Below are 19,385 nucleotides of genomic sequence, written 5' to 3' on the forward strand. Positions count from 1 at the left end.
AAATTCTTGTGCCGCGGGGTGGAGCAGTTCGGTAGCTCGCTGGGCTCATAACCCAGAGGTCGCAGGTTCAAATCCTGTCCCCGCAACGAAAAGTCCAGGTCAGATCGGTTTTGGTTCCCGCCAGGGAACCGAGATCGACCGGTTCGGCGAAGATCCGGCGCAGCCCCAAGCTGCGCCGGATTTTTTCGTCTCCCGACGAGTGCGGAGGTTCCCGTGGCGATCGGCGCATCCGCGCTCGGTGAGTACCTCCGGGCGCGGCGCGGGCTCGTGCAGCCGGCGGATGCGGGCATCGTCCCCGAACCCGGCCGACGCGTCTCCGGCCTTCGCCGCCGGGAGGTGGCGGAGCTCGCCGGCGTGAGCGCCGACTACTACCTGCGCCTCGAGCAGGGCCGGGATCAGCGGCCGTCGGAACAGGTGCTGACGGCGATCGGGCGGGCCCTCCAGCTCGATCCGCACGCGATGGAGTACATGTTCCGCCTGGCCTATGGTCCGGGTGCGGATGAGCCGCCGCGCTCCGCCGCGCCCGGTGAGGACCTGCTCGCCTTGCTGGAGCACTGGGCGGACACGCCCGCGTACATCACCGACGGCAACCACGACATCGTCGCCTCTAACGCCCTCGCGCACCGGATCGGTCACGGGTTCCTCGACGTGGGCGGCAACAACGTCGTCGCCTTCTTCGATGCTCACACCCGGGCCGTCGCGGACGACTGGGAGAATTCCGCCGCACAGCTCGCGGCCGCACTCCGGTTCGACAGCGACCCGGCCAGCCCGAGGCTGGCGGAGATCGTGAGTCAGCTGACCGCCGCCGATCCCGAGTTCGAGAGGGTGTGGCGGCGCCACGACGCCCGCCCGTTGTCGGACGGAGTCGCGCAGCACTACCTGGAGGGCTTCGGTTCCTTCCCCCTGCGCTTCCAGAACCTGACCATCCCCGGCTACCCGGGGTACATCCTCACCACGATGTTCGCCGAGCCGGACACCGTGGGAGTCGCGGTGCTCGCGTACCTCGCCGCGCAGCGCCCTTAGGCAGACCCTCTCGGGGACACTTGGGCTCTCGGGGCCGGAAACGGTCGACAGCGGACGCGCGAGGGCGTTTAATGGAGTGGCAATTCCAGAATTCGGTGTGATCGCGGACGGAGACGGCTCCATGGCTTCCTCAGGTGAGGTTCAGAGGCGGGAGACGAAGCCACCCCGCATCGGGGTGCTGCTCTTCGACGGCGTCAAGATGCTCGACTTCGTCGGGCCCGCGGAGGTCTTCCACGAGGCGTCGCAACGCACCGCCGGCTACGAGATCGTGCCGATCTCCGTCGACGGCAAGGACGTCGTGTCGTCGATGGGCGTCACGGTCGGAGTGCAGGCGGCGGCCGCGGACATCGACGCGCTCGACACCCTCATCATCCCGGGGACCGAGCAGGCTCCCGAGGTGTTCCTCGACGAGGGGCTGCTCGCGGCGGTCGCGGAGCTCGCGGCCCGGTCGCGCCGCGTCGCCTCGATCTGCACGGCGGCGTTCGCGCTGGCGGCCGTGGGGCTGCTCGACGGCCGCACGACGACGACGCACTGGAAGTTCGCCCCCACGCTCGCCGCGACCTTCCCCTCCGTGACGGTGAAGGCCGATGCCATCTTCGTGCACGACGGCAAATATCACAGCTCCGCCGGCGTGGCCGCCGGAATCGATCTCGCTCTCGCGCTGCTGGAAGACGACTACGGGGCAGACGCCGCCCGCAGCGTCGCGCAGCTGCTCCTGGTGTACATGAAGCGTTCGGGCAGTCAGTCGCAGTTCTCCGCGTCGCTTCGCGGCAAGCCACCGCGCTCGAACGTGGCGAAGACGGTGACCGATCACATCCATGACGATCCGACCCGGGCGCACACCGTGGACGACCTGGCCCACCATGCAGGCGTCAGTCCGCGCCACCTCGCCCGGGTGATGCGGGACGAGCTCGGTCTCTCCCCAGCCGAATACGTCTCGGCGATCAGGCTGGATCTGGCCGTCGCGCGACTCGAGGCCGGAGCATCCGTGGCGGAGACGGCGTCGGCGACCGGATACGTCTCCCCGGTGTCCCTCCGCCGAGCCTTCGTCGGCCGCTTCGGGATCACCCCCTCGGAATACCAGCGCCGGTTCCAGACGAGTCGGGCGACGGCGTCGCGCTAGGCCCCCGAGACTGGGAGTAGCGGGACCACCTTCGCCGCCGCGGCCGACCGTACGGTTGAACCATGACCGCTCACGACGATCCGGCCACGCTGCGGACGCGGGCCGAGGAGTTCCTCGAGGGATGGGCTTCGGCTCCGGTCGTGCTGTGCAACCGACGACTGGACGTGCTCGCGTCGACCGCCCTCGCCGTGTCACTGTCACCGGGGTTCGCCCCCGGCACGAACCTCGTGCGCTTCGCCTTCCTCGGGCCGGCGGAGCAGCGCGAGCACCCGCGATGGGCGGAGATGGCCACGGTCACCGCCGGGATGCTCCGGGAGTCGGTCGACGAGCACGACCACGATCGAGGCGCGGAACGGATCATCGGCGAGCTCTCCACGCGATCTCGCGAGTTCGCGGAAGTCTGGGCGCGAACCGAGCTGGAGGGCCGGGTGACCGGGTCGATCCGCTTCGACGAGACGGCCGCGGGCGCGATCGGCCTGAGCTTCACACTGCTCCATCTCCCGGGCGACGCCGACGACCTCCTGATCGCGTTCGCGCCGGTCGATCAGGCCTCGCGGACCGCGCTGGCCGCGCTCAGGGCGGCCGTGTCCGGGGCGCCGGAGGCCTGATCGGCACTGGGGACCACCCTGACCGCTGGACCGCTCGCCCGCGCGGCGAGATACGCGATGGCGGCTGCCGCCGGCGAACCGGCCTCCCCGAAGAACGTCGTCAGGAACTGCCCGCCGGAGCGGGGGACCTCGAGAGTCTGCCAGCGGAAGTCGATCCAGCCCAGTGGATCGATGTGCACCTTCTTCACGCCCGACATCTGCGGCTTCGGGTTGTACTCGGCCCAGATCGTGCGGAACAGCGCGTGCCGGGCGGACAGGGAACCCACGAGTTCCTGCAGTTCCGGATCCTCCGGATCGCCGTAGTAGCGCAGCGACTCCGTCATCTCCCGGAGCGCCGTCTCCCAGGCGGCCGCGATGCGGCCGGTCTCGTCTGAATCGGTCAGGCCGGAGCGGATCTCCTCCCAGGTGTTGAAGGAGCCGGTGAGGAGGTTCGTTCCCGGGACGCTCAGGCTCGGCGCGAAGGGGACGATCAAGGAATTGACCGCCAGGACGTTCTGGTTGCGGTCGGTCACGTAGGTGGGCGTGGTCGACCATTGCTCCAGGAGCATCCGGACCCCGGGGCCCACGGTCGGGCGGCCGTCGGCGACGTTGCGGACGTACGGGCGTGCGCGCCCGAGCCGCAGCAGGTACTGGCGGCCATCCGCATCCAGCTGGAGTGCGCGCGAGAGGGCGAGCAGCACCTGCTCCGACGGCCGCTTGTCGCGGCCCTGCTCGATGCGCAGGTAGTAGTCCGGGCTCATGCCCGCCAGCTCCGCCACCTCCTCGCGGCGGAGGCCGGGCACGCGGCGACCGGGCAGCCGGGGGATGCCGGCCTGCTCGGGCTGCAGGATCTCGCGACGCGCGCGCAGGAACTCCCCGAGTGGGGTCGTGCTCCTGACGCTGCTCAACGGTCTGTCCCCTCGTCAGCCGGTGGATGAGGATAGGACCCAGTCTTGCGTGTGAGCGCTCTCTCGCATGAGCCCCTCAGAGGACAGACATGGTGATGTTTCGGACATCGGGCCAGCGGGCCGATGCCGGGAATCAGGTCAGCCCGGGGGCCTCCCCGTATCGGAGGAGTTTGAGGCAGAGGTGGAGGGCCGATCGGCTGAGCCCGTCGTCCAGGGCCTCCTTCACCTCGATCGGCAGATTGTCCAGGCGGTAGTACAGGGTCGTGCGATGGATGTGGAGCCTCTCGCAGGCATCGCGCACGCGGCCGCAGGTGTCGAGATACGCCTCCACCGTCTCCAGCTGCAGCCGGTTCTTGTCGTTCCACAGACGGATCGCGGCCGGCGAGAACAGCCCGACCTGGCCTCCCTCGGCGGCGAGGGAATCGAGGAGCGTCCAGGCGCCGAGCTCGCTGATGTCGGCGCTGGCACCGAAGTCCGGCAGCCGGCCGGCGATCTCGGCGGCGCGCCGGGCGTTCTCGGCGACGATCGACAGGTCGTCGCCGCGCCGGTCCCAGTGCGCGGTGCCCTGGGCGCGGATCACGACAGCGCGGTGCCCGGCCGCCGACACGATCGCCTCGGGCACGGTGTCGGCGGCCGAGCCGCTGATCGCCGGGCGGCCGATGAAGTACAGGATGCCGTCGCGTTCCTTGACGAAGCGATGATCGGCGGTCTTCAGGCTTCCGACGAAGCGGCCGAAGGCGAGCCGCTCGAGGCGGCTCGACCCCGGCTCGACGACGACAGCGCGGATCAGCGCGCCGCGACCGCGGTCGATCCAGTGGCGGGAGAGCGCTTCCAGCAGCGCGTGCTTTCGCGTGTGCGCATCGTCGGCCAGCAGTTCGCACATGATCGACTCGTAGGTGGAGGCCTCTATCGTCTCTCCGGCGAATCCGGTGCTCCGGCGCCTGGCGAAAGGATCGACGACGTCCTGGAGCGTCACGGGAGGGTCGCTTCCTGATGACTGTTCATGCTCTGCATCATTGTGGACGGAGGCCTCCAGTTGCCTGGCCCCGCGCCACCCTCCTTCCGCCGAGACGTCCCGGCGACCGCCGGTGATCCGGCTCTCCCGCGCCCGTGCGGCCGCGCCCAGGAGCGGCTGGCTGGCCGTGGCAGGGCTACGCAGGGGCGCGCGCGGTTGGTTATCGTGGCGGCATGGTGGTCGATGTCCGTGATGAAGCCGTCCCGGCCGACGTGCGTCGGCTGATCGACTCCTGGACGGAGATCCCGGCCTTCGTGCGGGACAAGCATCTGACCGTTATCTCGGCCAACCCGCTGGCCCGTGCGGTGTCCCGATCGTTCGGCGAAGGAGTCAATCTGGTGCGGCGGACCTTCATCGATTCCGATGTCCTGCGGACGAGCCCCCACGCGGAGGCGATCGCCGGCCATGTCGTGACGGCCTTCCGGGAGTCCCTCGACCGTCATGAATCCGACTCGGATTTCGAGGAGCTCGTCGTCGAAGCATCCGAGCGGAGCGCGAGCTTCGCCGCCCTCTGGGCCGAGGATGCCGTCGAGCTCGGCGGGCCGGGAACCTTCCTCTTCTCCGACACGGCAGCGGGGCCGCTCAGGCTGAGCTATCAGCAGCTGGCCATCCCTCGCCGATTCGATCAGACCCTCGTCGTGTGGCGGGCCGCCGACGAACACGCTCGTGGAGCGCTCGCGCGCCTGGCGGAGATCTCCACGGTCGCTCCCTGGGGCGAACCCCACGTTCCGGTCGCCCCCTGGGGCGAACCCGACGTTCCGAAAGGGAGGACCCATGGCTGACCGGGGAAACAGGAGCGGCGACGGCCGCGTGCCGATCGAGCCGCAGACGATCGATGCGCCGTTGACCCGTCACGCCGTCTTCCTCGTGCTGACGGTGGCGCCCGGCGCCGACGCGCCCGGCTCCGATCCGCTCGACGCGGTGCGTTCGGTGCTCAGCGACGTGGGCGGCCTGGTCAAGACGGTCGGCTTCCGGGACCTCGGAGCCTCGTTCACCTGCACGGTCGGCATCGGCGCCGCGATCTGGCCCGGCCTCACCGGCTTGCCGCTCCCGCGGGAGCTCCACGAGTTCACGACCATCACGGGGGCTCGGCACACCGCACCGTCGACCCCCGGCGACCTGCTGTTCCACATCCGCTCCGATCGTCAGGATCTCTGCTACGAGTTCGAGCGCCTGCTGCTGGAAGCGCTCGGCGACGCCGTGACCGTGGCGGACGAGACGATCGGCTTCCGTTACCTCGACACCCGCGACCTCCTCGGCTTCGTGGACGGCACCGCGAACCCCGTCGGGGACCACCTCCCGGAGTCGACTCTCGTCGGGGAGGAGGACCCCGCTGCGGCGGGCGGCAGCTACGTCGTCGTGCAGAAGTACCTGCATCCGCTGGCCTCCTGGCACGCCCTCACGACGGAGCAGCAGGAGGCCATCATCGGACGCCGGAAGGCCGACAACGTCGAGCTCGACGACGCGGACTCCGGGCAGAAGGCGCACAAGACCCTCGCGACCATCGTCGACGACGCCGGTGTCGAGCACGACATCCTGCGCGACAACATGCCCTTCGGGAGTCCGGGCACGGCGACCTTCGGAACGTACTTCATCGGCTACTCCCGAGAGCTCTGGGTGGTCGAGCGGATGCTGGAACGCATGTTTATCGGTGATCCGCCCGGTTTGCACGACCGGCTCCTCGATTTCAGCGAGGCCGTCACCGGCTCGGTGTTCTTCGCCCCGTCGGCCGAGGCGCTCGCGAACCTGGGTTCGCCGTCGTCGCCGGCACCGGCACCGCCGGCGCCGAGCGGCCCCGGCACCCCGGCACCGGCCGGCGAGACCGACTCCGCCGGAGCCGGCACGGGGTCGCTCGGCCTCGGCGGCCTGCGACGCACGAGCACCACACCCCAACAGAGCGGAGACGAACGATGAACCACCTCTTCCGGGAACTGGCCCCGGTCACCACCGACACCTGGACCATGCTGGACGACGAGGCCCGCACCCGACTCGTGCCCATGCTCGGGGCGAGGAAGCTCGTCGACTTCACCGGGCCCCTCGGCTGGGAGCACTCCGCCACGGCGCTGGGGCGGGTCGGCGGCGTGGTCTCCACTCCGGCCGAGGCCGTCATCGCGCGCACCCGAGCGGTGCTCCCGCTGGTGGAGGTGCGCGCCGAATTCACCCTCGCCCGCTCCGAGCTCGACGCGGCCGCACGCGGTGCGATCGACGTCGACCTCAGTCCCCTCGACGAGGCCGCCGCGCGTCTGGCCACGACCGAGAACTCCGCCGTCTTCAACGGGTGGGAGGCGGCCGGCTTCACCGGCATCATCCCGGCCACCCCGAACGCGGCGACACCGCGCGACAGCGACGTGCACCGCTTCGCGCAGCAGGTGGCCGCGGCCACGGAGCAGCTCAAGCGTGCCGGCATCGAAGGACCCTACGGCATCGCGCTGGACTCGGACACCTGGATCAACACCGTGGGAGGAAACGACGCGGGCGGGAGCCCGCTGCTGACCCACCTCCGGAAGATCCTCGACGGCCCGGTGGAGTGGGTGCCCGGGATCGAGGGTGCGGTCGTCGTCAGCCTCCGCGGGGGCGACTTCGTTCTGGAGTGCGGGCAGGACATCTCCCTCGGATACGCCTCGCACTCGAGCGAATCGGTCACGCTCTATCTCGAGGAGACCCTCAGCTTCCGCGTGGCCACCCCGGAGGCCGCGGCCGTCATCCGCTAGCCGTCGCATCGGATCGGATCGGATCGACGACGGGCAGAGTCTCAGACAGACGGACAGAGTCTCAGACAAATGTCGTTGTGCTGGATCGGCCGATGCGATGTCATCGAAGGACACCCTGTTCCGAGGAGACGCCATGGAATCCAACGAGACCGCACCCCACCACGAGACCCCCACGCTCGGGAACCCGGATCTGCCCCAGGAGGGCGAGGTCAACACGGTAGACGACCCGGCGGCCACCGTGATGACCGGCCCGCAGAACCCCGTCATCGCGAGCCAGTTCCCGAACCAGATCGACGCCCCGCCGACCGACATCAGCACTCAGGCGTTCTTCTGGTCGTCGTTCAACATCTCGCCGAGGCGCGTGCAGCGCGGCGGGTGGGCGCGGGAGCTCACCAGCTCCGACTTCGCGATCTCCGACGAGATCGCCGGCGTGAACATGTATCTCGAGGCCGGCGGCATCCGGGAACTGCACTGGCACCAGACCGCCGAGTGGGCGGTGATGACCCGTGGCCGGTGCCGCGTGACCACGCTCAGCCGGGCAGGCCTGCCGAGCGTCGAGGACGTGGAGGAGGGTGACCTCTGGTTCTTCCCGGCCGGCACCCCGCACTCGCTGCAGGGGCTCGGCCCCGACGGCGCCGAGTTCGTGCTGGCCTTCGACGACGGGGAGCAGTCGGAGAGCAACACCCTGCTGCTGACCGACTGGTTCGCCCACACCCCGCCCGAGGTGCTGGCGAAGAACTTCGGGGTCGCGCAGGAGACCTTCACCGACATCCCGCTGCACAACCTCTGGATCTTCCCGGGCGAGGTGCCCGGCGAGCTCGAGAAGGACCAAAGCGACGCCGGCGTCACCTGGGGCGCTGCCGAGCCGATCATCTTCCGGCTCTCGCGTTCCGAGCCCCTGCACCAGAACAGCGGCGGCAGCATCCGCATCGCCGACAGCACCAACTTCCCCCTCTCGAACACGGTCGCGGCCGCGCTCGTGACCGTCGAGCCCGGGTCGATGCGCGAGCTGCACTGGCATCCGAACGCCGACGAGTGGCAGTACTACCTGCGCGGCTCCGCGCGGATGACCGTGTTCAACACCGGGCCGCACGCCAACACCACCGACTTCCGCGCCGGCGACGTGGGTGTGGTGAAGAAGAACTACGGCCACTACATCGAGAACACCGGCGACGACGTGCTGCAGTTCCTCGAGGTGTTCAAGGCCGACAAGTACGAAGAGGTCTCGCTCGCCAACTGGCTGGGCCACGTGCCGCCGTCGCTGGTGTCGGCCCACCTCAACATCCCCGAAGAGGTGCTCGCCACGTTCCCGCGCGGAACGCAGGGCATCACCCCGCTCCGCTGATCGCAGAAGACACTGAGCACCAAACGAAAGGAACACCGCCATGGACGAGTCGATTCACGGACAGCTCTCCCACCACCACCGCACGACCCTCGAGCACATCGCGCGGCATCCGACGACGCACAACCTGGAGTGGCATGACGTGATCTCGCTCCTCGAGGAGGTCGCCGAGGTGCGCGAGGAGCACGACGGCAAGTTCGTGGTGAAGCTCGGTGACGACCGGATCGTGCTCACGAAGCCGCGACACAAGGACGTCGACGAGCAGACCGTGCTCGACCTCCGACGGCTGTTCACCCACGCGGACTACCTGCAGGGCAAGGACTGACCATGTCGCACGAGAGGCGCGACCGGCTCGACGACCTGTCGCTCGGCGATCAGATCGCGACGAACGACGCCGTGGCCGGCGAGACGGTCTTCGCGGGCGAGGGCGAGGGTGACGACGGGCCCACGGGCGGCGCGCCGCGCGAGGGCGAACCGGACTGGGACGCCTATTCGCCGACCGCGTCCGGCTCCGAGGGGTCCCGCCCCTTCGGGGAGAAGGCGCCCGGCGACCTGCGGGACGAGGATCCGCGGCTCGGGTCCGAGGTTTAGACCATTCCGCCTTCGCTGCGACCATACGCTGAAGACGTGGCTGACGACATCCCTCTGCTCGACGTCGCCGGACTCGATCCGCTGAGCGAGCGGGTGTATCTCGACCTGCTCGCTCAGGGGCGGGGGAGCGCCGCCCGTTCGGCCGAGAAGTTCGGGCTGGGGCTGCCCGCGGCGTCCGCCATCCTCGAGAGCCTGCGGGAGCAGGGCCTGGCCTCCCGGCTCGAGGGTGACGAGCGCGAGTACATCGCGGTCGACCCCGGCTACTCCCTGCGGGCCATCGCCGACCGGATGGGTGACCAGGTGCTGCGCATCCGCGAGGCCCTGCCGCGCCTGGTCGAGATGTTCGAGCGCGTGCCGCCGAGCGGCATCGACCAGACGCAGACCACGATCCTCGCCGACGCGGATGCGGTCGCCGCCTGGTACACCCGGTTGCAGCACCAGGCGCGCACCGAGTTCCTCGCCTTCGACCGGCCGCCATACGTCTCGGCCTCCCTCGACCCGGTCGAGGCGACCGCGCTGGACCGCGGGGTCAGCTGGCGCGCGATCTACACGATCGAGAGCTTCGACGACGGCACCACCTGGGAGGAGGTCGCCGAGCTCGCCGAGCAGGGCGAGCAGGCGCGCATCGCGCCGGCCCTGCCGGTGAAGCTCGCGATCGTGGACCGCCGGGCCGCCCTGGTCTCACTCACCCTCGAGCCCGGGCGCATCTCGGCCCTCGTCACCTCCTCGGCGCCTCTCATCGACGCCCTGCATCAGTTGTTCGAGTTCCATTGGGCCCGGTCTCTGCCGCTCACCGAATCCCGCGTGCGGCTCGAGGAAGGCGTGGCCCCGCCTCACGGTGCGGTCGCCGGCGCCGGCCGCACCCGGCAGCCCACGCCCGAGGAGCGGGCGCTCCTGGCTCTGATGGCCGTCGGGATGAAGGACGACGCGATCGCGCGGCAGCTCCAGATCTCGCCGCGCACCCTGCGTCGCCGCAGCCAGGAGCTCATGCTCGAGCTGGAGTCCTCGACCCGGTTCCAGGCCGGGCTCGAAGCCGGTCGCCGAGGCTGGTTGTAAGCCGGGGATTGCCTGCGTGTAACGATCAGGTTTCCGGAGCTGGCCGACTGCGGCCGTTGGCCGAATCCGGCCAACTCCCCCCGTTCGGGGTTACCCAGAATGAGACGACTGCACGCCGTCCATCGATCAAGGGTTCTCGTGAATACGCATCCTCCGGCACCACAACGCCCCGCGCGTCGCTCCACATCCGATCACTCGCTCTCCGCCCTGACCGTGCGGCTGGTCGCCGCCGGAGCGCTCGGGCTGCTCGTCTCCGGCGCCGGGCTGCTCGGAGCCGGCACGGCGACAGCCGCCGCGGCACCGGTCGTTCCGGCCGCGGCATCGGCGGCTGCAGCGCCGGCTGATCGGGCCGCGGCATCCGCCACCGCCACCCCCTCCACCTATCCCGACGGCCGCTACATCGTGACCCTCCGCGACGACGCCGTCGCCGGCTACCGCGGCGGACTCGCGAAGCTCCCCGGCACCCAGCCCGCTCCGGGCGACGAACTCGACCTCCAGTCGCGTCGCGCGGTCGACTACACGGCCTACCTCCAGAACCAGCAGCGCTCGCTCGCCGACTCCGTCGGCGCGGGCATCACCACCTCCTACACGGTCGCCACCAACGGCTTCTCGAGCAGCCTCACCGCCGACCAGGCGACGACGCTCGCGGCCGACCCGCGCGTGGCATCCGTCATCCCGGACGAGCTGCTTCACCTGCAGGCCACGCCCTCCACCGACGTCCTCGGCCTCTCCGGCCCGGACGGCGTGTGGCAGCAGACCGGCGGCGTCGAGCATGCGGGCGACGGCGTCGTCGTCGGCGTCATCGACAGCGGCATCGCCCCGGAGAACGCCTCCTTCGCGGGCGAACCGCTCGGCACCACGGCGGGGGCGGCCCCCTACCTCGACGGCGATTCCGTGGTCTTCGAGAAGGCCGACGGCACCACTTTCCGCGGCGCCTGCCAGAGCGGCGAGGGCTTCGAAGCGACCGACTGCTCGACCAAGCTCATCACCGCCCGCTACTTCGTCGACAGCTACGGCGCCGACTCGATCGGCCGCGACCGCGGCGAGTACCTCTCCCCCCGCGACGGCAGCGGCCACGGCTCGCACACCTCGAGCACCGCCGCCGGTGACGCGGGCGTGGCCACAGAGGTGGCCGGCCGCGAGCTCGGCGACATCTCGGGCGTCGTGCCCGGCGCCAAGATCGCGATGTACAAGGCCTGCTGGACAGGTCCGACGGAGTTCGACGACGGATGCCAGACCGGCGACCTGCTGGCGGCGATCGACGCCGCCGTGGCCGACGGCGTCGACGTGATCAATTACTCGATCGGCGGGGGAGCGGCGCAGACCACGATCTCGGCGACCGACGAGGCGTTCCTGAACGCCGCCTCCGTCGGGGTCTTCGTGGCCGCCTCTGCGGGCAACGACGGATCGGCGGCCTCCACCGCCGACAACGCCGCCCCGTGGATCACCACGGTCGCCGCCTCGACCATCCCCTCCTACGAGGCCACCGTGCGCCTCGGCGACGGCCGGGTGGTGCTCGGCGGGTCGATCACCGTGCCGGTCGGTGCCCCGGTCACCGGGCGTCTCGTCGAGGCCACCGCGGTCGCCGCAGCGGGCGCGGAGGATCCGCAGCTCTGCGGACCCGGCGCCCTCGACCCCGCCAAGACCGCCGGCCTGATCGTGCTCTGCGACCGGGGAGTCGTCGACCGGGTCGCGAAGTCGGCCGAGGTCGCGCGGGCCGGCGGCATCGGCGTCGTGCTGGCGAACCCGACGCCGAGCTCGATCGACCTCGACACCCACTCCGTGCCGACCGTGCACGTCGACGCCGAGTCGTTCGAGCTGTTGCACGCCTACGCGAAGACGGCCGATGCCCGGGTCGCGCTCGAAGACGGCAACACCGCCGGCCTTCCCTCGCCCGCCACCCCGCAGATCGCCGGATTCTCCTCCCGCGGCCCGATCCTCGCCGACGGCGGCGACGTGCTGAAGCCCGACATCGCGGCTCCCGGTGTCGCCATCCTGGCCGCCTACGCCAACCAGCCCGGCAAGGAGGGGCAGTACGCGCTGCTCTCCGGCACCTCGATGGCCTCGCCGCACGTGGCCGGGCTCGCCGCGCTCTACCTGGGTGAGCATCCGGATGCGACTCCCGACGAGATCAAGTCGGCCATGATGACCACGGCCTCCGACACGGTCGACGCCTCCGGCGCCCCGATCACCGATCCCTTCGCCCAGGGCGCGGGCCAGATCGACCCCACCCGCTACTTCGACCCCGGGATGCTCTACCTCAACGGGCCGGCCGACTGGTACGGCTACGCCGAGGCGGTCACCGGGCTCGAGCTCGGCGTCGAGACCGTGGACCCCTCGGAGCTCAACCTCGCCTCGATCAGCGTCGGCGGCCTCGCGGGGAGCGAGACCGTGACCCGAGCCGTCACCTCGACCCGCGCGGGTACCTTCACGGCGGCTCCCGTCGAGGTGCCGGGTATCGACGTCGTGGTGTCGCCGTCGACGTTGACCTTCGGCGGAGCCGGCGAGCAGCAGCAGTACACCGTGACGTTCACCCGCACGGATGCGCCGCTCGACGAGTTCGCCACCGGAGTGCTGCGCTGGAGCGACGCCGACGGGCAGACCGTCACGACCCCGCTCGCGGTGCGCCCGGTGACCCTCTCGGTGCCGCGTGAGGTCGCGGGGTCCGGTGCCGACGGCTCGGTCGAGATCCCGGTCGCGGTCGGCACCACCGGAACGATCGACCTGACCAGGACGGGACTTGCGAAGGGCGACGCCGTGCGCGGCCTCGGCCACGCGGGCGCCGCGCACGACCGGTACGTCATCACCGTGCCCGAGGGCACCACCTGGGGGCGTTTCGACCTCGCCAGTGACGACCCGACGGCCGACCTCGACCTGTACCTCTCGATGTACGACCATCAGCAGGTCATCCCGCTGCAGTCCAGCGCCACTCCGGATGCGAGCGAGACGCTCGACGTGCCGGGGCTCGGCTCGGGCACCTACATCGTCGACGTCGACTTCTACTCGGGAACGGGAGACCTGGGCTACTCGCTCACGAGCTACCTGCTCGGATCGTCGACGACGGCCGGTTCGCTGACCGTGACCCCGGAGAAGCTGCAGATGACCCTCGGGCAGGCGGCCTCGGCCGCCGTCTCGTGGACCGGACTCGAACCGGGTGCGAGCTACTTCGGACGCATCGGTTTCGGGGCCACCGGGCACAGCACGAACCTCACGGTGACGACGCCCGGGGCGCCGCTCGCGCCGGCGCCCGCCGACCCGTCGGTCTCGCTCGACCACCCGTGGTCGCGGGCGGGCACGGATGTCGGCATCCACGCGGCCGGAATCGTGCCGGGCGACCCGTACGAGATCACGCTCGACGGCCAGGTCGTGGCCACCGGGTTCGGCACCGCGGCGGGCACGGCGGATCGCGCCGTGCTGCTGCCGGCCGATCTCGCGGAGGGCGCGCATCCGGTGACCCTCTCGACCCAGGGCGTCACCGCACAGACCACGCTGAACATCGCGGCGATGCTCGTGTTCGAGATGCTCGACAACCCGCAGTACGACTCCGACGGCGCTGCGACGATCGACATCGAGACGCTGGTGGCCGGCACGGGCCGCCTCAAGGTCGCCGTGAGCGGTTCGGGCGGGACGGTGCTCGACGAGACGCTCGACGTGGCGATCGATCCGATGTTCTACGTCGACTCGGTGCGCACCTCACGAGTGGCGGTCTCACCGGGCGTGTACACCGCCGACGCCTGGTCGGTGGGGGCGGACGGCTCGCTGAGCCAGCACGTGGAGCGCACCTTCACGATCGAGGCGAACGCACCGAGCGACGTGTCGATCACGCAGGACGCGGGGAACCCCGATCTCGCCGAGCTGCTGTTCGTGAACCGCTCGGGTGACGTCTTCGATCTGACGCTGCGCTACAAGCTCTGCAGCGGACCGGTGGTGTTCTCGACCCTCCAGGTGAACGGGGACACGGTGAAGAAGACGTTCGACATGACGGCGGCGACCTCGGTCGAGCTGATCCGGGCCGACGGAAAGGTGCTCGCGGGCTACCTCAACTCCGGGCCGTCGCGCTGCGCCGCCGAGCCGAAGATCACCCAGGACTTCTGGGCGACGTTCCGCGCCGACCCGGCTTCGGCTTCGGAAGGCAAGCCGGTGTCGATGACCTTCAGCAACCGGTATCCGGCCTGGAGCGGCGGCTTCACCTTCACCGCGGGAATCGGATCGAGCATCCGTGACGGCCTGTTCTACACCGAGCCCGTCTCGCACGAGGTGGTGCCGGAGGTCGGCCCCGTCGTCGAGATCACGCTGGCCGTGCCGGAGGGGGAGCCGATCTGGACGCGGGCGTTCTATGAGGTACTGTCGCCCGACATCCACCTCACCGGGCACCGGGTGATCTATGCGCAGGCGGTCGATCTGTCGATGCTGCAGCCGGTGACGGATCCCGTCGATCCGGGCCAGGGCGGAACCGACCCGGTCGACCCGGGGGCACCCGGGACCCCGGTCGATCCGGGTCAGCCCGGAACCGGAGGTGGCGGGGCGATCACGTCTCCGGGCGCGAACGAGGCGGCTGGCGACCCCGGCGACCTCGCCTCCACCGGATGGGCGGCCGTGCCCGGCGTCGCCACGGCGCTGGCGCTGCTCACCCTGGGCGCAGGCGCGATCCTGCTCCGGCGGCGCAGGAGCCTGCGGGCCTCGGCCGATTCTCGGCAGATGTCTGAACCGTCGTCAGGTGGCCGGGATTAGCGTGGAGGTATTCCTCGCCTCACCGAGGAGCACGATTACCCGATCGTCGTCCGGGCAAACCCTGGCCGACATTGACACGGAGGTTTGATCATGGCGTTCGTCACCACAGAGGATGGCGTAGAGATCTATTACAAGGACTGGGGCAACCCCGACGCCCAGCCCATCATGTTCCACCACGGCTGGCCCCTGTCGGCCGACGACTGGGACGCGCAGATGCTGTTCTTCCTCTCGAAGGGCTACCGGGTCATCGCGAGCGACCGTCGCGGTCACGGCCGCTCCTCGCAGGTCGGCACCGGTCACGACATGGACCACTACGCCGCCGACGCGAACGCCGTGGTCGAGCACCTCGACCTGCGCAACGCGATCCACATCGGCCACTCCACCGGTGGCGGCCAGGTCGCGCGCTACGTCGCCCAGTACGGCGAGCCCCAGGGCCGCGTGGCGAAGGCCGTGCTGGTGTCCTCGGTGCCCCCGCTGATGGTGCAGACCGACGCGAACCCGGAGGGCACGCCCCTCGCGGTGTTCGACGGCTTCCGCAGCGCGCTGGCCGCCAACCGTGCCGAGTTCTACCAGGCCGTGGCGGCCGGGCCCTTCTACGGCTTCAACCGTGACGGAGTCACCGTCTCCGAGCCCGTCGTCGCCAACTGGTGGCGTCAGGGCATGATGGGCAGCGCGCTGGCGCACTACGAGGGCATCAAGGCGTTCTCGGAGACTGACCAGACCGAGGACCTCAAGGCCATCTCCGTGCCGGTGCTCGTCATCCAGGGCGACGACGACCAGGTCGTGCCCTACAAGGATGCGTCGCTGAAGCAGCACGAGCTCCTCAGCAACTCGACCCTCAAGATCTACGAGGGCTACCCGCACGGCATGCTCACGACGCACGCCGACGTCATCAACCCCGACCTGCTCGCCTTCATCCAGGAGTAGTTCGCGGCCTCGCTGACGGGAAGGCGCATCCGGGTATGCCGGGTGCGCCTTCCGCGTCTCGGGCGCCGTGCAGGCGAGTCGAGCGGACCCTCGTCGTGGGGTAAGATAGTTCAGTGGCCGCGCGCGGTCAGCGTCGCGGGGTGGAGCAGTTCGGTAGCTCGCTGGGCTCATAACCCAGAGGTCGCAGGTTCAAATCCTGTCCCCGCAACCAATGTCCTCTCGGGACAGAGGAAACCCCTGAACCTATTGGTTCGGGGGTTTCCGTGTTCCTAGGGGTTGGTGGTTCTTGGTGGGGTCGAGGGTGAGTTCGCGGGGTAGCTGCCCGGTGGTGGCTTTGATGATGCGGATGTTGAGGTCGTGGGCGAGGATCAGAGGCCTTGGCTGGGGAGAAGGGTCTAGGAACCCAGTACCTGCTGCCGGATACTGCGGCTAATTTGGTCAGAGACGGCTCTTTGAAGTGAGGTCACGAAGTGACGCGAAGTGAGTTGAGAGCGCTCCTAGAGACCCGTTTCCGAGCAGACAGCTGGTCGCTAGACGGCGGGTTGCCTAACGAGGAGTACTGCCTGGAGGAACGGGGTGGAACTTGGGCCGTGTACTACTCTGAGCGCGGCAGGCGTACTGGAGAACGACTCTTCGCTACAGAATCGGCGGCGTGCGATTATTTTTTGGAGCTGATGGCATCGGATCACCTCACTTGGCTTCAGCGATAATCACCGCCAAGTGGAGATCTACTGCTCTGCGTTCGCGTGACGTATCCGCGCCCGAACAGCGCATCACAGTCGAATAGTGGTAAGAGCATCGTGAATTGGGCGCGAGGAACGAACCGGTGACACCTGTGACATGTCACCGGTTCGCTCCTCGCGCCCGACATCCGTCGGCCCGGAGGTTGGGGCTGCCGTGCAGCTTGGGTTCGAATACAACAAGCCCAAGCGCAGGCGCTTCCTACAGTGGAGGTTGGTAGGCCATGGGCAGAGATTTGAGGATGTGACATGGACGACGCGTTGGTTCGCTTGATTCTTGGCTTAGTGCTCATAGCGGGGGGAATCGTCGGCCTGATATTTCGACGCGCTTTCGTGCGAGTCTCAATCGATATCAACAGTCAGCGAGGACCTCTCGGGAGGCGGGCGGCCCGAAGAACGAGTGTGGCGGGCTTCACGACCGGATTGTGCATTCTTGTTGTTGTTGGTGCGGTCTTCGCCGCTACGGGCATCATCCGACTACTGAGCTAGATCGGGAACCTCATGGGAAGCGAACTCACTGCCAGCCGGGAGTCGTTCTTGCCGATAGGCGGCGAACAGTGTGATGGAGCAATCGCGGCCTTGGGTACATCGACTGATATTGGTCCGCGAATTGCCGACAATCGGCAACACTCAGTCACATCCTGAAGAGACATCATGAGACCGCCCGCAGCTCGAACATCAACGTTGGAGGCAGCGTCATGGACGTCACTACACTTGTCGTAGTTGTTATTTGCGTTGTCGTTGGTCTTCTGCTCGGGTACTTGTGTGACCGGTTTGTGGTGCGCATACGAGCGTCGGGAAAGTATTTTGACAAGAAGCCAAACGGTAGACGGCTCTCGTTAGCAGGCTGTGCAGCAGTCCCGTTCTCGGGCGCTCTTGTCGGGGTGCGTTCGGTGGGTGCCTGGACCAGGATGAAGCTGTGACCGTCTCCTTCGAATGCGTGACCACGTCGAGCAAATCGGCCGCGGAGATGTTCGACCTGGCGAGGAGCATCGACACCCACCTCGCGTCGCAAGCCGGGGCCGCCGAGGCGGCCGTGGACGGGGTGACCGATGGGTTCATCGGGCTGCACCAGCACGTCACCTGGAGCGCCCGCCACTTCGGGCTGCGATTCCGGCTGACCAGCAGGGTCACCGAGTTCGACCCGCCGCATCGCTTCGTCGACGAGCAGGTCCGGGGGCCCTTCGCGATGTTCCATCACGAGCATCGCTTCGAAGCGACCGAGGGCGGTTCCATCATGATCGATCGCCTCCGCTTCGCTGCGCCGTTCGGGCCCATCGGCCGGGTGGCGGAGAAGCTCGTGCTCGCGCGCTACCTGCGGCGCTTGATCGAGGTGCGGGCGGAGTTCCTGGCCGCGGCCTGACGGTGCGCTCCGGTTCACGGTGGGCACCCGAGTCCGCATCGGACGTCGCCCCTCGTCAAAGCAGCCTCGACGCCAAGTCGACAGCGGTGATGAGCGCGGCTTTGGGACGTTCCGGGGTTGCCGGGACATGTACTTCATAGAGACTCACTGAGGGGGCGACGATGGGTGTGACAAGCGATCTCGACGTTCGGCTGGAGCAGGCACAGCCGATTTCGATCTGCGACGACTCTCGATTGCGGCAGGAGGTCTCCACGCGGGTTCGCGGATTCGATCCCGGCCGCCCTGCGAGGGCGCAGCTCCGGCGATGGCTCCGAATCGCTGGAGTCGTGGGGGGAGTGATGGTGCTCGGCGTGACGACCGCCGCAGCTGTGCCATCGGTGTTCGACACGCTCGGGTGGACTCCCGACTCGGCCTCGGTTCAGGAGTTCTCCGTGGATGGGGCGCCCCCAGTACGGTGCGACTACCGCGTGATCGTGAAGCCGTCCGTGCAGGGTAAAGAGTCCGGCGCTTTCGATGCGATTCAGCACTTCACGCGCACGCACGACTGGAGTTTAGACGACGCTCCCGTGCTGCTCAGCCGGGCCGACGCACGACCGGGCGACACGGATCTGGGTCTGATCAGCGACTTCTTCTCCCGTGGTGTGCAGGCGGAGCTCTCCGTCGCATTCCCGGACTGGCGCGAGGACGTCAGCAGTATCGAGAGCGCCGGTACGTGCGACGGCATCGGCGACGACGGGATGGTGCAGTGACGGTGCCCGGCGACACGCTGGCCGACAGGTTCACCGCGCTGGTCGAGGTGAACGCCGGCGACGTGCTGGGCTACCTCGCGCGCCGTACCGATCAACCCGCCGACGCCGCGGACGCCCTGGCTGCGGTCCTCGCCATCGCCTGGGAGAAGTCGGCGCGGATGCCCGAGGACGCGGAGTCCGGCCGTCGATGGCTGTTCGTCATCGCGCGTCACGTGCTCGCCAACCTCGGACGCCGCCGACAGCGCAAGAGAGCGAACGAGCTGCCCGAGTTTCCCGAGGTCATCGCCGCGATCCAGGTGCACGACGATGCCCTCGATGTGCGTGATGCGGTTCGGCAGCTCGCCCCGAAGTATCGCGAGATCGTGATGCTGGTGCACTGGGACGGTTTCTCGCTCGCGGATGCCGCCGCCGTCTGCGGGATCCGCGCGTCGACGGCGCGCACGCGCTACTCCCGCGCCCGCGATCAGCTGCGCACCACGCTCGCTCCGCTACGGCCGGCGAGCGCGGCTCGGCGATAAT

General features: G+C 69.1%; 17 protein-coding genes and 2 tRNA genes. 17 read left to right on the plus strand and 2 right to left on the minus strand.

Annotated features, from left to right (window positions below; all coding sequences use genetic code 11):
- The first annotated feature begins 12 nt into the window (after nt 1–12).
- The 4 genes from VD659_RS13430 (at nt 13) to VD659_RS13445 (ending at nt 2,754) form a co-directional block, all read left to right on the plus strand.
- Nucleotides 13–86: transfer RNA gene (locus VD659_RS13430), tRNA-Met, on the plus strand.
- A gap of 127 nt (nt 87–213) precedes the next feature.
- The gene (locus tag VD659_RS13435) at nt 214–1,023 is read left to right on the plus strand and encodes a helix-turn-helix transcriptional regulator (protein ID WP_423261583.1); all 810 of its coding nucleotides are present in this window, start codon (nt 214–216) and stop codon (nt 1,021–1,023) included.
- A 121-nt stretch (nt 1,024–1,144) separates the two neighbouring features.
- Complete coding sequence (locus VD659_RS13440) at nt 1,145–2,146, plus strand: GlxA family transcriptional regulator (RefSeq protein ID WP_423261584.1); 1,002 nt, start codon at nt 1,145–1,147, stop codon at nt 2,144–2,146.
- 62 nt (nt 2,147–2,208) lie between these two features.
- Nucleotides 2,209–2,754: a hypothetical protein gene (locus VD659_RS13445; RefSeq protein WP_423261585.1), complete on the plus strand. Its 546-nt coding sequence runs from the start codon at nt 2,209–2,211 to the stop codon at nt 2,752–2,754.
- On the opposite strand, the gene VD659_RS13450 is transcribed toward VD659_RS13445, so the two are convergent.
- Together VD659_RS13450 and VD659_RS13455 are read right to left on the minus strand one after the other, a co-directional pair.
- Nucleotides 2,691–3,641 carry a helix-turn-helix transcriptional regulator gene (locus tag VD659_RS13450; protein ID WP_423261586.1) on the minus strand — a complete coding sequence of 317 codons (951 nt, stop codon included), beginning with the start codon at nt 3,639–3,641 and terminating at the stop codon, nt 2,691–2,693. The two genes, VD659_RS13445 and VD659_RS13450, sit on opposite strands and share 64 nt — an antisense overlap.
- A gap of 133 nt (nt 3,642–3,774) precedes the next feature.
- Nucleotides 3,775–4,617, minus strand: coding sequence for a helix-turn-helix domain-containing protein (locus tag VD659_RS13455; protein ID WP_423261587.1), 843 nt, complete (start codon nt 4,615–4,617; stop codon nt 3,775–3,777).
- A gap of 134 nt (nt 4,618–4,751) precedes the next feature.
- Between VD659_RS13455 and VD659_RS13460 the strand changes: the two genes are divergently transcribed.
- The 13 genes from VD659_RS13460 (at nt 4,752) to VD659_RS13520 (ending at nt 19,384) form a co-directional block, all read left to right on the plus strand.
- Nucleotides 4,752–5,438: a hypothetical protein gene (locus tag VD659_RS13460; protein ID WP_423261588.1), complete on the plus strand. Its 687-nt coding sequence runs from the start codon at nt 4,752–4,754 to the stop codon at nt 5,436–5,438.
- Nucleotides 5,431–6,570, plus strand: coding sequence for a Dyp-type peroxidase (locus tag VD659_RS13465; protein WP_423261589.1), 1,140 nt, complete (start codon nt 5,431–5,433; stop codon nt 6,568–6,570). The genes VD659_RS13460 and VD659_RS13465 overlap by 8 nt, the downstream gene beginning before the upstream one ends.
- Complete coding sequence (locus VD659_RS13470) at nt 6,567–7,367, plus strand: family 1 encapsulin nanocompartment shell protein (protein WP_423261590.1); 801 nt, start codon at nt 6,567–6,569, stop codon at nt 7,365–7,367. Before VD659_RS13465 ends, VD659_RS13470 begins: the two co-directional genes overlap by 4 nt.
- A 133-nt stretch (nt 7,368–7,500) precedes the next feature.
- Entirely contained in the window at nt 7,501–8,712 is a 1,212-nt protein-coding gene (locus VD659_RS13475) for a cupin domain-containing protein (RefSeq protein WP_137836374.1), read from the plus strand.
- A gap of 40 nt (nt 8,713–8,752) precedes the next feature.
- The gene (locus VD659_RS13480) at nt 8,753–9,034 is read left to right on the plus strand and encodes a type II toxin-antitoxin system HicA family toxin (protein ID WP_137836373.1); all 282 of its coding nucleotides are present in this window, start codon (nt 8,753–8,755) and stop codon (nt 9,032–9,034) included.
- A 2-nt stretch (nt 9,035–9,036) separates the two neighbouring features.
- The gene (locus VD659_RS13485; protein ID WP_423261591.1) at nt 9,037–9,300 is read left to right on the plus strand and encodes a hypothetical protein; all 264 of its coding nucleotides are present in this window, start codon (nt 9,037–9,039) and stop codon (nt 9,298–9,300) included.
- Nucleotides 9,301–9,336: 36 nt separating this feature from the next.
- On the plus strand, nt 9,337–10,356 hold the full coding sequence (locus VD659_RS13490) for a helix-turn-helix domain-containing protein (protein ID WP_423261592.1): 1,020 nt from the start codon (nt 9,337–9,339) through the stop codon (nt 10,354–10,356).
- Nucleotides 10,357–10,494: 138 nt separating this feature from the next.
- The gene (locus VD659_RS13495; protein ID WP_423261593.1) at nt 10,495–15,087 is read left to right on the plus strand and encodes a S8 family peptidase; all 4,593 of its coding nucleotides are present in this window, start codon (nt 10,495–10,497) and stop codon (nt 15,085–15,087) included.
- Nucleotides 15,088–15,177: 90 nt separating this feature from the next.
- Nucleotides 15,178–16,014: an alpha/beta fold hydrolase gene (locus tag VD659_RS13500; protein WP_423261594.1), complete on the plus strand. Its 837-nt coding sequence runs from the start codon at nt 15,178–15,180 to the stop codon at nt 16,012–16,014.
- 134 nt (nt 16,015–16,148) lie between these two features.
- Nucleotides 16,149–16,225: transfer RNA gene (locus VD659_RS13505), tRNA-Met, on the plus strand.
- Between the two features lie 1,448 nt (nt 16,226–17,673).
- Nucleotides 17,674–18,117: an SRPBCC family protein gene (locus VD659_RS13510; RefSeq protein WP_423261595.1), complete on the plus strand. Its 444-nt coding sequence runs from the start codon at nt 17,674–17,676 to the stop codon at nt 18,115–18,117.
- Between the two features lie 161 nt (nt 18,118–18,278).
- Nucleotides 18,279–18,866, plus strand: coding sequence for a hypothetical protein (locus VD659_RS13515; RefSeq protein WP_423261596.1), 588 nt, complete (start codon nt 18,279–18,281; stop codon nt 18,864–18,866).
- On the plus strand, nt 18,863–19,384 hold the full coding sequence (locus VD659_RS13520; RefSeq protein WP_423261597.1) for an RNA polymerase sigma factor: 522 nt from the start codon (nt 18,863–18,865) through the stop codon (nt 19,382–19,384). The genes VD659_RS13515 and VD659_RS13520 overlap by 4 nt, the downstream gene beginning before the upstream one ends.
- Nucleotide 19,385 lies beyond the last annotated feature (1 nt).

The organism is Herbiconiux sp. 11R-BC (genome assembly GCF_049472555.1).
In the GTDB taxonomy this organism is placed as follows: Bacteria; Actinomycetota; Actinomycetes; order Actinomycetales; family Microbacteriaceae; genus Herbiconiux.

Bases quoted from the DNA above. Each gene is read 5' to 3' on its own strand.
- VD659_RS13440 (WP_423261584.1), top strand. From the start codon at position 1,145: ATGGCTTCCTCAGGTGAGGTTCAGAGGCGGGAGACGAAGCCACCCCGC.
- VD659_RS13445 (WP_423261585.1), top strand. From the start codon at position 2,209: ATGACCGCTCACGACGATCCGGCCACGCTGCGGACGCGGGCCGAGGAG.
- VD659_RS13465 (WP_423261589.1), top strand. From the start codon at position 5,431: ATGGCTGACCGGGGAAACAGGAGCGGCGACGGCCGCGTGCCGATCGAG.
- VD659_RS13470 (WP_423261590.1), top strand. From the start codon at position 6,567: ATGAACCACCTCTTCCGGGAACTGGCCCCGGTCACCACCGACACCTGG.
- VD659_RS13475 (WP_137836374.1), top strand. From the start codon at position 7,501: ATGGAATCCAACGAGACCGCACCCCACCACGAGACCCCCACGCTCGGG.
- VD659_RS13480 (WP_137836373.1), top strand. From the start codon at position 8,753: ATGGACGAGTCGATTCACGGACAGCTCTCCCACCACCACCGCACGACC.
- VD659_RS13485 (WP_423261591.1), top strand. From the start codon at position 9,037: ATGTCGCACGAGAGGCGCGACCGGCTCGACGACCTGTCGCTCGGCGAT.
- VD659_RS13500 (WP_423261594.1), top strand. From the start codon at position 15,178: ATGGCGTTCGTCACCACAGAGGATGGCGTAGAGATCTATTACAAGGAC.
- VD659_RS13515 (WP_423261596.1), top strand. From the start codon at position 18,279: ATGGGTGTGACAAGCGATCTCGACGTTCGGCTGGAGCAGGCACAGCCG.